Origin of the sequence: Streptomyces deccanensis (assembly GCF_022385335.1) — a bacterium.
In the GTDB taxonomy this organism is placed as follows: domain Bacteria; phylum Actinomycetota; class Actinomycetes; order Streptomycetales; family Streptomycetaceae; genus Streptomyces; species Streptomyces deccanensis.
This window is the reverse complement of sequence record NZ_CP092431.1, coordinates 4,291,744-4,305,069: the sequence shown is the minus strand read 5'-3', so window position 1 is coordinate 4,305,069 and position 13,326 is coordinate 4,291,744. Positions and strand designations below refer to the sequence as shown.

At 69.9% G+C, this 13,326-nt stretch carries 12 protein-coding genes and 1 pseudogene; 8 read left to right on the top strand and 5 right to left on the bottom strand.

All coding sequences use genetic code 11. The features are described 5' to 3' along the window. The first annotated feature begins 158 nt into the window (after positions 1-158). From L3078_RS19090 to L3078_RS19070, 5 genes are all read left to right on the top strand, one after another. Positions 159-752 carry a DUF2269 domain-containing protein gene (locus L3078_RS19090; RefSeq protein ID WP_239755090.1) on the top strand — a complete coding sequence of 198 codons (594 nt, stop codon included), beginning with the start codon at positions 159-161 and terminating at the stop codon, positions 750-752. Further along, positions 752-2,566 (top strand): ABC-F family ATP-binding cassette domain-containing protein, encoded by a 1,815-nt coding sequence (locus L3078_RS19085; protein ID WP_239755089.1) that lies wholly within the window; start codon positions 752-754, stop codon positions 2,564-2,566. Before L3078_RS19090 ends, L3078_RS19085 begins: the two co-directional genes overlap by 1 nt. 254 nt (positions 2,567-2,820) lie before the next feature. Next, positions 2,821-4,632 (top strand): outer membrane protein assembly factor BamB family protein, encoded by a 1,812-nt coding sequence (locus tag L3078_RS19080; protein WP_239755088.1) that lies wholly within the window; start codon positions 2,821-2,823, stop codon positions 4,630-4,632. A 55-nt stretch (positions 4,633-4,687) separates the two neighbouring features. Continuing rightward, complete coding sequence (locus L3078_RS19075; RefSeq protein ID WP_239755087.1) at positions 4,688-6,676, top strand: outer membrane protein assembly factor BamB family protein; 1,989 nt, start codon at positions 4,688-4,690, stop codon at positions 6,674-6,676. 291 nt (positions 6,677-6,967) lie between these two features. Beyond that, positions 6,968-7,663, top strand: coding sequence for a helix-turn-helix transcriptional regulator (locus L3078_RS19070; RefSeq protein WP_239755086.1), 696 nt, complete (start codon positions 6,968-6,970; stop codon positions 7,661-7,663). Between the two features lie 28 nt (positions 7,664-7,691). Here L3078_RS19070 and L3078_RS19065 read toward each other — a convergent pair whose 3' ends face one another. From L3078_RS19065 to L3078_RS19055, 3 genes are all read right to left on the bottom strand, one after another. Then, complete coding sequence (locus tag L3078_RS19065) at positions 7,692-8,876, bottom strand: serine hydrolase domain-containing protein (RefSeq protein ID WP_239755085.1); 1,185 nt, start codon at positions 8,874-8,876, stop codon at positions 7,692-7,694. A 71-nt stretch (positions 8,877-8,947) separates the two neighbouring features. Beyond that, complete coding sequence (locus L3078_RS19060) at positions 8,948-9,148, bottom strand: DUF397 domain-containing protein (protein ID WP_239755084.1); 201 nt, start codon at positions 9,146-9,148, stop codon at positions 8,948-8,950. Between the two features lie 7 nt (positions 9,149-9,155). Then, positions 9,156-10,007 carry a helix-turn-helix domain-containing protein gene (locus L3078_RS19055; RefSeq protein ID WP_239755082.1) on the bottom strand — a complete coding sequence of 284 codons (852 nt, stop codon included), beginning with the start codon at positions 10,005-10,007 and terminating at the stop codon, positions 9,156-9,158. Positions 10,008-10,221: 214 nt separating this feature from the next. Here L3078_RS19055 and L3078_RS19050 point away from each other — a divergent pair, with 214 nt between their 5' ends. From L3078_RS19050 to L3078_RS19040, 3 genes are all read left to right on the top strand, one after another. Continuing rightward, positions 10,222-10,632: an ATP-binding protein gene (locus L3078_RS19050; protein ID WP_239755080.1), complete on the top strand. Its 411-nt coding sequence runs from the start codon at positions 10,222-10,224 to the stop codon at positions 10,630-10,632. Between the two features lie 32 nt (positions 10,633-10,664). Next, positions 10,665-11,543, top strand: a complete 879-nt coding sequence (locus L3078_RS19045) for an RpnC/YadD family protein (protein ID WP_239755079.1) — start codon at positions 10,665-10,667, stop codon at positions 11,541-11,543. 299 nt (positions 11,544-11,842) lie between these two features. Further along, positions 11,843-12,271 carry a VOC family protein gene (locus L3078_RS19040; RefSeq protein WP_239755078.1) on the top strand — a complete coding sequence of 143 codons (429 nt, stop codon included), beginning with the start codon at positions 11,843-11,845 and terminating at the stop codon, positions 12,269-12,271. Positions 12,272-12,354: 83 nt separating this feature from the next. Here the strand turns inward: L3078_RS19040 and L3078_RS19035 are convergent. Together L3078_RS19035 and L3078_RS19030 are read right to left on the bottom strand one after the other, a co-directional pair. Beyond that, positions 12,355-12,733: pseudogene (locus L3078_RS19035) on the bottom strand (transposase); the annotation flags it as partial. A gap of 28 nt (positions 12,734-12,761) precedes the next feature. Beyond that, complete coding sequence (locus tag L3078_RS19030; RefSeq protein ID WP_239755077.1) at positions 12,762-13,304, bottom strand: MOSC domain-containing protein; 543 nt, start codon at positions 13,302-13,304, stop codon at positions 12,762-12,764. Positions 13,305-13,326: the final 22 nt, after the last annotated feature.

The following is a 13,326-nucleotide window of genomic DNA, read 5'->3' as shown; positions in this document are numbered from 1 at the left end:
TTTAGGGGCGCGGGGAACTGCGCGAGAAGCCCCACCGGCCCGCACCCGGCAACGCACCGCACCCCCCCCACCCCCCCCGCCGTACTCCCCCCTCCGTACGCCCGAATACTCCCGCCGGCAGACGCCCCACCGCCCCCACCCCCGGCACCGTGGCCAACATGAAGACGAACCCCCGCCCCCAGCGCGGCCCCCTACGCCGCCCCGCACGCCGCGCCCTCCTCGTCGTGCATGTCGTCGGCGCCGCCGGATGGCTGGGGCTCACCCTCGGCCTGCTCGCGCTCGGCGTCACCGCGGCCACCACGTCGTCCGCGGCCGCGGTGGACGCGTCCGTCCGTGCCATGAAGCTGTTCGCCGACTGGCTCCTGATCCCGGTCGGCCTGCTGACGTTCACCAGCGGTCTGGCGCTGTCGCTCGGCACCCCCTGGGGCCTGGCCCGCCACCGCTGGGTCTGGACGAAGTTCTGGCTGACCCTGGCCACCCTCACCGCCACCGTCCTCGCCCTGCGCCCCGGCGTGAACGCGGCCGTCACCGCCGTCGCGGCCGGCGGCCCGCTGCCCGACGCCGGGGACGTCCTCATGGGCCCGGTCGTCTCGCTCTCCGCGTACGTCTTCATGACGGTGATCTCGGTGCTGAAACCCTGGGGCCTCACCCGGCGCGGCCGCCGCCTGCGTGCGACCGCCCGCCGCCCCGTCACACCCGTGCGCCCCGCCGACTACCCTGGAGGGTCGATCGTCCCCGTGGCAGGAGAGTAATGGCCGTCAACCTGGTCAATGTCGAGAACGTCAGCAAGGTGTACGGCACCCGCGCCCTGCTCGACGGGGTCTCGCTCGGCGTCTCCGAAGGGGACCGGATCGGCGTCGTGGGGCGGAACGGGGACGGCAAGACCACCCTGATCCGGATGCTCGCCAAGCTGGAGGAGGCCGACACCGGCCGGGTCACCCACTCCGGGGGCCTCCACCTCGGCGTGCTCACCCAGCACGACTCGCTCGACCCCACCGCCACCGTCCGGCACGAGGTCATCCGGGACATGGCGGACCACGAGTGGGCGGGCAACGCCAAGATCAGGGACGTACTGACCGGCCTCTTCGGCGGGCTGGACCTGCCCGGTTTCCCGCAGAGCCTCGACACCGTCATCGGCCCCCTCTCCGGCGGTGAGCGGCGCCGCATCGCGCTTGCCAAGCTGCTCATCGAGGAGCAGGACCTGATCGTCCTCGACGAGCCCACCAACCACCTGGACGTCGAGGGCATCTCCTGGCTCGCGAACCATCTGCGCGAGCGCCGCTCCGCCCTCGTCTGCGTCACCCACGACCGCTGGTTCCTGGACCAGGTGTGCACCCGCATGTGGGACGTGCAGAAGGGCACCGTCTTCGAGTACGAGGGCGGCTACTCCGACTACGTCTTCGCCCGTGCCGAGCGGGAGCGGATCGCCGCCACCGAGGAGACCAAGCGGCAGAACCTGGTCCGCAAGGAGCTGGCCTGGCTGCGGCGCGGCGCCCCCGCCCGTACGTCGAAGCCCCGCTTCCGCGTCGAGGCGGCCAACGAGCTGATCGCGGACGTACCGCCGCCGCGCGACACCAGCGAGCTGATGAAGTTCGCGTCGACCCGGCTCGGCAAGACCGTGTTCGACCTGGAGAACGTCACCGTGCAGGCCGGTCCGAAGGTGCTGCTGAAGCACCTGACCTGGCAGCTCGGGCCGGGCGACCGGATCGGCCTCGTCGGTGTCAACGGTGCCGGCAAGACCTCCCTGCTGCGGGCCATGGCGGAGGCCGCGCGCAGCGAGGGGGAGAAGCAGCCGGCCGCCGGGCGGGTCGTCACCGGCAAGACCGTCAAGCTCGCGTACCTCTCCCAGGAGGTCGCCGAACTCGACCCGAACCTGCGCGTCCTCCAGGCCGTGCAGCAGATCCGCGACCGCGTCGACCTCGGCAAGGGGCGCGAGATGACGGCGGGGCAGCTCTGCGAGACCTTCGGCTTCAACAAGGAGAAGCAGTGGACGCCGGTGGGCGACCTCAGCGGTGGTGAGCGGCGACGGCTGCAGCTGCTGCGGCTGCTGATGGACGAGCCCAACGTCCTCTTCCTCGACGAGCCGACGAACGACCTCGACATCGAGACGCTCACGCAGCTGGAGGACCTGCTCGACGGGTGGCCCGGGTCGATGATCGTGATCTCCCACGACCGGTTCTTCATCGAGCGGACCACGGACAAGGTGTTCGCGCTCCTCGGTGACGCGGCGCTGCGGATGCTGCCGCGGGGGATCGACGAGTACATCGAGCGGCGCCACAAGATGGAGGAGGCCGCGGCGGCGTCCGCCGGGGTCGCCGTGAAGCCCGCCGCCGAGACCGCGTCGCAGAAGAGCGCCGCCGACGTCCGTGCCGCGAAGAAGGAACTCCAGAAGATCGAGCGGCAGTTGGACAAGGTCTCCGAGAAGGAGGCGAAGTTGCACGCGCGGATCGCCGAGAACGCGACCGACTTCTCGAAGGTGGGAGAGCTGGACGCCGAGTTGAGGGCGTTGCTGGGCGAGAAGGAGGAGCTGGAGATGCGGTGGCTTGAACTGGCGGACGACGCGTAGTCGGTCGATCCGGGCGGGTATCCGCCGTGGGGGCCCGTGTTCGAGGCCGAGGCCCCGCGCGCGTCCCGTGAAGGGGGCGTGAAGGAGCGTAACGGGCGCATCACGGGCCGGTTCTCCCTTGGGAACAGGGGAGCGACCGGCCCCATGTGCGAGCGCGTCGCAGTGATAGAAAGAGCCGTCTGAGAACGGTCTGAGAAGCGACACCACGCGTGGTCACGGGTGGCTCGAAAGCAGCGAACAGGGGGAGAGCGCTGATGGTTCAGCCGCCCGATCATCCGCCGCAGGGTGGTTACGGAGTTCCGCAGAATCCACCACCGCAGTCGCAGCCGCAACACCCGCAGCAACCGCAACAGCCGTACGGCTACCCGCAGACGCCCCCGCCGCAGGGCCCGCCCGCACCGGGTCCCGGCTACGGCTACCCCCCTCAGCAGCCGCCCGCGCAGCCGGGTCCGTACACCCAGCCCGGCCCGTACGGCCAGCCGCAGCAGCCCGGCCCGTACGCGCAGCCCGGCCCGTACAACCCGGCGTCGCAGGCCGGTTACGGCTACCCGCAGTCGCAGTACGCGGGCGCGCCCACGCCCCCGCCGGTCGGTGGCGGCCCCGGAGGGTCGAAGAACCCCTTCAAGGGCAGGCCCGCGGTGGTCGTCGGGGCGGCCGTGGCCGCGCTCCTCGTGGTCGGCGGCGCCGTGTTCGCCGTGACGAGCCTCGGGGACGACGGCGAGAAGAAGCCCGTCGCCAAGGAGAGCACCGGCCCCTCCGGGGACGACAAGCCCTCCGACACGCCCTCCGCGCCCGTCAACCAGGGCGACGGCAGCGGCGACGGCGGCGAGGACCTCGACATCTCCGACCTCAACGCCGACCGCAAGGACGGCGAGGCCAAGGTCCTCTGGTACAAGAGCGCGCCCGACGCGCCCGGTTCCGGCGCGAGCGCCCCCGGCCTGTTGGTCACCGACAAGGTCGCGGTGAAGCCCGCGTACAAGCAGCTGTTCGCCTACAACGTCGGTGACGGCGACCCGGCCTGGGACCCGATCGAGTTCCCCGGCAAGATCTGCGCGGTCACCCCGGAGGCGACCGCCGACGACCGGGCCGTGGTCGCGTACCAGAAGAGCACCTCGAAGAACGCCGAGTGCGACCAGCTCCAGCAGCTCGACCTGAACACCGGCGCCAAGGGGTGGTCGGCCGAGCTGGAGAAGGGCGACCTGTTCGACAGCGCCCACAGTGTCTCCCTGGCCCTCGCCGGCGACACCCTCGTGGTGGGTCGTTCGCAGTCCGGGACGGCGTACGACGTCAAGACCGGCAAGAAGCTGTTCGACAAGAAGACCTACGGCCAGTCCTGCTACCCGTCCGGGTTCGCGGGCGGCACGCGGCTGGTCGTCGTCTCCTCCTGCGCGGTGACCACCGACAAGGAGCACGACGAGGTCCAGGAGCTGGACCCGAGGACCGGCAAGGCCAAGTGGACGCGGAAGATCCCCAAGGGCTGGAAGGTCGAGAACGCGTACTCCGTGGACCCGCTCGTCCTCTACCTCACCAACGAGGAAGAGAACACCTGGAACATCTCCACGTTCAAGGCCGACGGATCGACCCGTTCGCAGGTCGACTCCGACGCCTCGTTCGCCCCCGAGTGCGACAGCGGGATCCTTTCCGGGAACCTCGCAGGCTGCACCGGTGTGGCGAGCGACGCGAACACGCTCTACCTGCCGACCGAGGAGAAGGACGGCACGAACCAGATCGTCGCGCTGAACCTCGCCACCGGCAAGGAGAAGTGGCGCGTCAAGTCGCCCGCCGCCGACGCGGTGATGGAGCCGGTGCGGACCGAAGGCGGCAAGCTGATCGCGTACGTGGAGCCGTCGTCCGACGCGGGCGGCCGGATCGTGTCGTTCCCGACCACGGGCGGCAGCCCCGCGCCCACCGAGCTGCTGCGGATGCCGGCGAGCGCCGCGGCGATCGAGAGTTCCTTCTACTCGAGGGCCATCGACTACGTGGACGGACGTTTCTACATCTCCTCGACCCTGCTCAGCGGTGCCGACGAGTCGAAGGAGAAGTTGATGCTGGCCTACGGCAAGTGACAGCCCCGCTCGTCCCCCACCCGACCACCGAGATCCGCTCCGAGGTATCCACGTCATGACGCAGCCGCCGCCCCCGCCGAACCAGCCGCCGGGCCCGCCCCCGAACGAGCCGCCCGCCCCGTCCCTGTCCAAGGACCAGCCCCCGGCGCAGGGCCAGCCGCCCGCCCAGCCTCCGGCTCAGCCGCCGGCCCCGGGCCAGCAGCCCCCGCAGAGCCCCCCGCCGCAGGGCGGTTTCGGCGCGCCCACACCCCCGCCGGCCGGCGGCTTCGGTGCCCCGACGCCTCCGCCGCAGGGCCCGCCCGCGCCGGCCCCGGGCTACGGCTACCCGCAGACGCCCCCGCCGCAGCAGCCCGGCTACGGCTACCCGGGTCAGCCCGGTCAGCCCGGTCAGCCGGGTGCCTACGGCCAGCCGCAGCCCGGCCCGTACGGCCAGCAGCCGCAGCCGGGTCCCTACGGGCAGCAGCCGTACGGCTACCAGCCGCAGACCATGCCGATGCACCCGCAGGTGGGCCACCCGGGCGGTCCCGGCGGTCCCGGCGGCCCGGGCGGCAAGAAGAAGGTGAACACCGCGGCGATCATCATCACCGCGGCGGTCGCGGCCATCGCGCTCATCGTCGGCGGTGGCGTCTACATCGCCACCTCCAGCGGCGACGACGACAACGGCAAGAACGACACCGCCAGTTCGGAGGGCACCTCCGGCGGCAAGGACGACACCAAGAGCGAGGACGACGGCGGCTCCTCGTCCGGCGGTTCGTCGTCCGGCGGCGTGGAGATCCCGACCACCGCGCAGGAGAAGGCACCGGCCAGCCCCAGCGCGAAGATCCTCTTCCAGGTGCCCGCGCACGAGGTCAAGGAAAAGCTCCAGATCGACAGCGTCAAGGGCTCCTGGCTGACGAAGACCACGTACGCCAAGTCCGCGCTCAACAAGATCGTCGGCTACGACCCGGACAGCGGCAAGACCAAGTGGACGCTGGACCTGTCCGGCCAGACCTGCGCGGGCTCCCGTGAGATCACCACCGAGGGCATCGCCGTCGTGGTGACCGAGGCGGCCAAGCGCAAGAACAACGACGACCGCCAGCCCTGCACCGAGGTCACCGCGTTCGACGTCGAGACCGGCAAGGAGGTGTGGACCAAGAGCGCCGACCTCAGCGGCAGCAAGGTGCCGTTCGGCGAGGTCACCATCTCCGGTACGACGGTCGCCGCGGCCGGCGGCTACTCCGGTGGCGCCGCGTTCGACGTCAACTCCGGCAAGGTGCTGTGGTCGCCGAAGGCCGGCCAGTGCACCGACGAGGGCTACGCGGGCGGCGCCCAGCTGATCGCGGTCCGCAAGTGCGGCGACTACGGCAGCGAGACCTTCGAGATCCAGCTGCTCGACCCGAAGTCGGGCAGCGTCAAGTGGACGTACAAGGTGCCCTCCGGCATCCAGCGCGCCAAGGTCATCTCCACCAACCCGGTCGTCTTCGGTGTGGTGACGGGCAGCGACGTCCCGCTGACCGGCACGACCGACATCTTCTCCCTCGACGACAAGGGCAAGCTGCGCGCCAAGATCTCCATCCCGGACGACAAGTACGAGTACGAGTGCCCCGTCCGCGGTGTCTGGGCCTGCAAGGGCATCTACGTCGGCAACGACAAGGTGTACATGCCGACCAAGAGCCACGACGGCACCGGCTCCTACAGCTCCACCAACGAGATCGTCTCCTTCTCGCTGGCCACGGGGAAGCCCACCGGTGACCGTGTGGACGCGGGCGACGACCACGAGCTGTTCCCGATCCGGATGGACGGGCCGAACGTCATCGCCTACAAGGACGGCCCGTACGACAAGGGCGCCCAGATCGTCTCCATCGACGGCAAGACGCTGAAGCAGACCAAGCTGCTGGAGACCCCGGCCTCCGAGTCGGTGCTCCGCGCGATCAGCGCCATGACGCCGACGATGAGCGAGATGCTCTACACCGACGGACGCTGGTTCATCGGCTCGGAACTGGTCAGCAAGCCCTACTCGGACGACGAGAAGGAGTACACGGCGCTCGGTTTCGGGGCGAAGTAACCCCACGCGCCCCCTCGGCCTCGTTCCACGGCCCCGCCCCAGCTCAGGGGCGGGGCCGTGCACGTATCCCTCATCACGCTCGAATCGGAGGGAATTTCGGTAATCCGGGCACTTCTCTCCCGTAGGGGGAGCGCAACGTCGAACAAGCGTGTAGCTTCCGGGGGCATGAAGAGCGGGCGTCGACCGGCGAGTCGACGGGAAGTCGGGGGGCTTCTGTCCGCGAGGTCCGGTGGGCGGCCATAGTGGGCAACCATCTGGGGGACTGTGGGGGACTGGGGGTGGGGTGGCTCGATGGGAGTGCGGCTCATGGTGGTCGACGACCACCGACTGCTGGCCGAGGCGTTGGCCTCGGCCCTGAAGCTGCGGGGACACCGGGTGCTGGCGGCGGCGGCGCCCGCCGCGGGCGCGGCGGAGCTGGTGATCACCAGGGCACCGGAGGTGTGCCTGATCGGCACGGCGACACCCGCCGAGCCGGGGATCTTCGACCCGGTGGTGAAGATCAAGCGCGAACGCCCGCAGGTGGCGGTCCTGGTCCTCGGACCGGTCCCAAACCCGCGCGGCATCGCGGCGGCGTTCGCGGCCGGGGCGTCCGGCTACGTCCGCCACGACGAACGCATCGAGGGCGTCGAACGCGCCATCATGAAGGCCCGAGCGGGTGAGGCGGCGGTGGCGCCCCAACTCCTCCAGAGCGCCTTCGGCGAACTCCTCAACCCGGCGGCCCAGCCGGACGACGAGGGCCAACGCCTGCTCCAGATGCTGACCCCGCGCGAGGTCGAGGTCCTGGTCCGCGTCGCGGAGGGTGAGGACACGCGTCTCATCGCGGCGGGCATGGGCATCGCCCCGTCGACGGCCCGCACGCACGTCCAACGCGTCCTGATGAAGCTCGGCGTCGGCTCCCGCCTGGAGGCGGCGGCGCTCGCGGCCCGCACGGGGCTGCTGGACCGGGCGGGACCGGTGCCCCCGGGGGTGCCGGGGGCGGGACTGTAGTGCCGCTGCGTGGCGCGCGGCCGGGTGGCTATGCCCCCGGCCGCGCGCACAGCGCGTGGTCGACCAGGTCCGTCATGGCCCCGATCTGCCGTACGGCGGTCCGCTCGTCGCCCGGCCGGCTGTGCACGGCGACGGTGACGGAGGTACGGCCGTCCCGTGTCGTCCCCGGCCACGCCAGAAAGCCGAAGCCGCTGCCGCTGTGGCCCCAGTAGCCGCCGCCGCAGGTCAGGGGCGTCCAGCCGATGCCCAGCCCGTAGCGCGAGCCCGGCACCTCGCCGGGGGTGTCGGGCACGGCGACCGTACGCAGCATCTCGGCGAGCTGGGCGGGGGCGAGGAGCCTGCCGCCGAGCAGCGCGGAGAAGAAGCGGTTGGTGTCGGCGGTGGTGCTGATCATCGACCCGTCGGCATCCCCGTCGAAGGGGAGGTAGGCGAGGGTGGTGTCGGTCATGGGGGCGTCGCCCCCCGCGTCGAACTGCTGGTAGTTCCGGGCATGGGGCCGGGGAAGCCGGGGATCGTTGCCCGGAGCGAAGGTCCGCGTGAGCCGCAACGGCCGCAGAATCCGCTCCCGGACCTCCTGATCCCACCCCTTCCCGCTGACCGCCTCGATCACCATCCCGGCGAGGATGTAGTTGGTGTTGGAGTACTCCCAGCGGGCGCCCGGCTCGAAGACGGGAGGATGCGTCATGGCGAAGGCGACGCGCTGCGCCGAGGTGTACGTGGTCGACCGATGCTTGAGATACCCGGCGGCGCTCAGCTCGGGGACGACGTCGGAGATGTAGTCCGGCAGCCCGCTGGTGTGCTGGAGGAGCTGCCGCACGGTGACCCGGCGGCCGTCGTTCCCGTTCCCCTCCACCACCCCCGGCAGCCACCGCTCCACCCGGTCCTCCAGCGACAGCCGCCCCTCACCGACGAGTTGGAGGAGGACGGTGGCGACGTAGGTCTTGGTGGTGCTGCCGATCCGGATGTACTCACCGCGCGGCACGGGCACGCGGGTCCGGAGATCACCGACCCCACTCCGCACGGTCCGCGTCCCGCGAGGCCGGTCGACCCGCACGGACACACCGGTCACACCGGTGTCCCGAAGAGCGTCGGCGTCCCGCTGGAGCGGGTCCGCCGCGGCGCGGGCATGGGCCGGGGCGAGGGTGGCGAGGAGGGCGAGAGCGAGGGCGACGACGGTGGTCGAGGCGGTGCGACGGCTGTGGGGGGTACGCATGGAGCCACCGTAGAAACGCGCGTACCTCACCAGCCATGCGGCACGCCCCCGTATGCCGCCGGGGGCTTTCCTCAGCTCGTCGTACGAACCCCGCCCGCCTTTATGTGGAGGAGGAGTCCGGCGAGGGGGGTGGGGGTGGTGCGGAGGTGGGTGGCGGGGGTGGTGGATTCACGGAGGGCTATGCCCCCGGCGGCGGTGGCGATTTCGACACAGGTGTCACCTTCGCCGCCGTCAGAGAACGTCGACTTCTGCCAGCGCGGGGTGTGCTTCATCGGTGTCTCACAGCTCCTTCGCCAAACGCTGGATGAAGTCCCGCGACGCCACGGGTTCGAGCGCCGCCTCCTCCACTCTACGAAGGAGTGTTCGGAGCCGTTGCAGCTGCGGTTCCTCATCGACGAAGACGACGCCGGTGGGGGCGTCCCGGAGGACGGTGTCCAGTCGCGGCACTGGTCCACCGGTGTACATCATCGAGGCGCCGGCACCGGCGAAGCCGTCCTGGTCGATGGGGATGACGCGCACGGTGACGTTGCCCTGTTCGATCCGGTCCAGGATCCAACGGAGTTGAGCCACGGAGGTCTGGCGGTCGGCTACTCGGATGCGCAAGGCAAACTCGTGGACGATCGTCTCGTACGGGGTAGGAGTGTCGCCCTCGATGACTGAGCGCCTCTTCAACCGGTACTCGACCCGAGGCACGAGCTCGCTCTCGGGTAGCTCCGGGCGCATGTACCTGAAGACCGCTCGGGCGTAGTCCGGGGTTTGGAGCAGCCCCGGGACGCGGTTGATGACGATCTCGCGCAGATACGTTGCATGGTGCTCCGCTTCCGCCACGTCCAGGTTCACCTGAGGCAGGACGCCTCGGTACCTGGTCCACCAGCCGCGTGCGCGTTCGCCGGCCATAGCCGCGAGCGCGTCGATCAACTCCTCGTCGGCGCACGCGTAGTGAGCTGCGAGGCGGCGGATGCGTTCCGCACTCACGGCCGCGATGCCTGCCTCCACCTGACTCATCTGCGTCGAAGTCGAGTTCAGAAACGCCGCTACCTCACGGGCCTTCAAGCCGGCGGCCTCGCGCAACCTGCGCAGCTCCGCTCCCAGGCGCACTTGCCGCGCGGTGGGGTTGCTCCGTGCCGCCATGTACTCCCCAACGTCCTTGTCGGCATGCCACGTTCGGGTGCCAGATTACGGCAGCGGGTTGCAGAGGCAGAAATTAATGCCCTACCGTCAGTGATGCGCCGCACACGCTGCGGTGTCATCCGGTGCTCCGGAAGCGCACCACTCCGTCATGCCCCGACGGTTGAGGCAATGCCACCGGACCGCCCCCCGACCCCCACCCCGAAGGGATCTCCCCATGCCCGAAGTGGCTTCCGAACCCTGGGAGTACGTCCTCCACATCCCCCACGACCCCCGAGCCGTCACCGTCTCCCGCCGCACCCTCCGCCTGATCCTCACCGCGCACGGCCTGGCCGCCCTCCTCGACCCCGCCGAACTCCTCGCCACGGAACTGATCGCGAATGCCGTACTCCACACCAAGGGCCCGGCGGCTCTGCGCGTCCGTTGGTCGAACGGCACGCTCTGGATCGGAGCCTGGGACGCGGACCCCGAACCCCCGGAACCCCCATGCCACTTGGCGAAGCCCGACACGGAGACCGGCCGAGGCCTCGCCCTCGTCCGCGCCTGCACGGACATCTGGGGCTGGCAGCCGTCGTCCCGCTTCGGCCGACGCGGCAAATACGTGTGGTGCGAACTGATGGCCGCCTAGCTCGTTGAACACGCCGACAGAAAGGAGAGCCGATGGTCAGCTCGTCGCACGAGGCACTGCACCGGATCTTCCAGAAGGACCCCGCGCTGCTGACCCGGGCCCTGGAGCGGGTGTTGCGCGTGCCTTTTCCCGAGCCGCACGAGTTCGCCGCCATGAACGTCGACCTCACGGAGATCGCGCCCGTCGAGCGGCGCGTGGACACACTCATGCGGGCGGAGGCCGACGAGGGGACGTATCTCCTGATCGTCGAGTCACAGGGGAAGAAGGACGAGGGCAAGCGCCGCAGTTGGCCGTATTACCTCAGCTACCTGTACGCGAAGTACCACTGCGACCCGGTGCTCATCGTGATCACCCAGAGCGGCGCCACGGCCCGCTGGGCGGCGGAACCCATTCATCTCGGAGTGCGTGGTCGCCCCTCGCTGACGGTGCGACCACTGGTGCTGGGCCCGGACAACGTACCGGTCATCGCGGACGAGAGAGCAGCCGAACGGGACGTACCCCTCGCGGTGCTCTCGGCGATGACGCATGGCAAGGGCCGCAAGGCTGCCGCCATACTGGAATGCCTGGTAACCGCCCTGCGCACCGTTGACGCGGAGAGCGCGGCGGTCTTCGTGCAGTTCGTCGACTCGTGCCTGACAGACCCGGAGGCACTGAAGATCTGGAGGGAACTGATGACGAATACGCAGTACTTCTGGCGACACCCGCTCGCTGAGCAGACGCGCGAGGAGGGCCGGGTGGAGGGCCGGTTGGAGGGTCGAGCCGAGATGATCCTCGAGATTCTCGAGTTGCGGGGCATCCAGGTGCCGGACCATGTCCGCGAACGCGTCACCGACTGTCCTGACCGGGCCCAGCTCATGATCTGGGCGGAACGAGCCCTTCGGGTGACCGCCGCCGAGGATCTGTTCCGCTGATCGGCCAGGGCGCGTATCGGGTCGTGATCAGTAGAGCCGTGACGACCCGCTATGACGTCATGACGGCTTGATCCGCGGGCGGGCACGGCCAAGAAACGATGTTGCCCACGCATGTGATGGTCACTAAGGTCGGTCAGGTGACTGCCGGGTCGGCCTTGGGCCACGCACGAGTGAGGTTCCCGGCCTCGGCGTGAGCACGAGGCGGGCAAGAGGCCCGCCCCCTTCTCCGTGTCTTAGCTCCCGGCGCCCGTACAGGGCGCCCCATACCAGCGGATCCCAAGACCGGAGACACACCACTGATGTCCTATGACCAGCAGTACACGCATGAACCCGAGCTGCCGGCGGCTGGCGTCCAGCTGAACCACACGGCCATCTACGCAAGCGACCGGCACCTGTCTGCCGAGTTCCTCGCCGTGGTGCTGGGCTTGAAGGTCGGCGCCCCGTTTGGGCCGTTCCTGCCCGTCGACCTCGGCAACGGCGTGACGCTCGACTTCTATGAGAAGAGGGACGAGCCGATCCAGTCGCAGCACTACGCCTTCCTCGTCCCTGACGAGCAGTTCGACGCCGTTATCACCCGTCTGGAGGTGGTCGGGGTCACCTACTACGCCGACCCCGGCCACACCGAGCCCGGCCAGATCAACCGTCTGTTCGGTGGTCGTGGCGCCTACTTCGACGACCCGGACGGTCACAACATGGAGGTCATGACCCGGCCTTACGTCCGCCCTTAGGGCGCGACAGGGCTGTGATCAAGGGGCGCCTCGGGTGAGTTCTTTGAGCTTGTTGATCAGGCGCTCGACGGTGTTCCTCTCCTGCGTTTGCGCAAGTGAGACCGGTTGCCGCGGGACGAGCAGGCATTGTCCCCGGCGACCGCGTCCGGCCGGGTGCGGGGGCGGCCGACGGGGCCGCGAACCGCGCAGTGACGACGTCCTCGCCGCTTCGCCGCCTCCGCGATCAGGCCCTCCAGCAGGGCCTCGAAGACGCCGGCGTCACGCCACTGCCGGAAGCGGTTGTGCACGGTCGACCAGGCGCCTAACTCCTGCGGCATCTCCCGCCACCCCGCCGGTCTTGAACCGCCACATCACACCCTCGAACTGCTGCCGGAGCCGCTCGGGATACGGGCCGTACTCGCCGATCGGCAGGTACGGCCCCATCAACTCCCAATCTGCATTCGTCAGTTGCACTCGCGTCACGCAAGAAATTGACATCTGCGGTGGGACGTCAGACCCGTTCCAAGGGGCGGTGCGGCCCGTTCGGGAGTTCCGCCTTGATCGGGTCGCCCGGCCGCACCACGCCGCCCTCCTTCACGATGCTCATGATTCCGGCCCGGAGCACGACGTTCCCGGCCGCGTCGCGGCCGACCACCCGCTTCATCAACCCGGCCTGGAAGTTGTCGATCTGCACGCAGGGGTTGCGCAGGCCGGTCACCTCCAGGACCGCCTCGTCCCCGATGCGCAGCAGCGTGCCCACCGGCAGCCCGAGCAGATCGATGCCGGTGGTGGTGATGTTCTCGCCGAGGTCACCGGGTGCCACCGTGAACCCCTCCGCGCCGACCTCCGCGAAGAGTTCTTCATGGATCAGGTGGACCTGGCGCAGGTTCGGCTGGGTGGGGTCCTGCGCGACCCGCGAACGGTGCTTGACCGTCACCCCGGCATGCACATCACCTTCCACCCCGAGCCCGGCGAGCAGTGTGATGCTGTCCCGGTTCGGCTTGGTGAACGAGTACGCGCCGTTGCTGCTGACCGCCGTCACTGTCCCGTACACCCTTGGATCCCCCTCCTCGGTG

Bases quoted from the DNA above. Each gene is read 5' to 3' on its own strand.
- L3078_RS19040 (WP_239755078.1), top strand. From the start codon at position 11,843: ATGTCCTATGACCAGCAGTACACGCATGAACCCGAGCTGCCGGCGGCT.
- L3078_RS19090 (WP_239755090.1), top strand. From the start codon at position 159: ATGAAGACGAACCCCCGCCCCCAGCGCGGCCCCCTACGCCGCCCCGCA.
- L3078_RS19065 (WP_239755085.1), bottom strand. From the start codon at position 8,876: ATGCGTACCCCCCACAGCCGTCGCACCGCCTCGACCACCGTCGTCGCC.
- L3078_RS19050 (WP_239755080.1), top strand. From the start codon at position 10,222: ATGCCCGAAGTGGCTTCCGAACCCTGGGAGTACGTCCTCCACATCCCC.
- L3078_RS19085 (WP_239755089.1), top strand. From the start codon at position 752: ATGGCCGTCAACCTGGTCAATGTCGAGAACGTCAGCAAGGTGTACGGC.
- L3078_RS19055 (WP_239755082.1), bottom strand. From the start codon at position 10,007: ATGGCGGCACGGAGCAACCCCACCGCGCGGCAAGTGCGCCTGGGAGCG.
- L3078_RS19060 (WP_239755084.1), bottom strand. From the start codon at position 9,148: ATGAAGCACACCCCGCGCTGGCAGAAGTCGACGTTCTCTGACGGCGGC.
- L3078_RS19070 (WP_239755086.1), top strand. From the start codon at position 6,968: ATGGGAGTGCGGCTCATGGTGGTCGACGACCACCGACTGCTGGCCGAG.
- L3078_RS19080 (WP_239755088.1), top strand. From the start codon at position 2,821: ATGGTTCAGCCGCCCGATCATCCGCCGCAGGGTGGTTACGGAGTTCCG.
- L3078_RS19045 (WP_239755079.1), top strand. From the start codon at position 10,665: ATGGTCAGCTCGTCGCACGAGGCACTGCACCGGATCTTCCAGAAGGAC.
- L3078_RS19075 (WP_239755087.1), top strand. From the start codon at position 4,688: ATGACGCAGCCGCCGCCCCCGCCGAACCAGCCGCCGGGCCCGCCCCCG.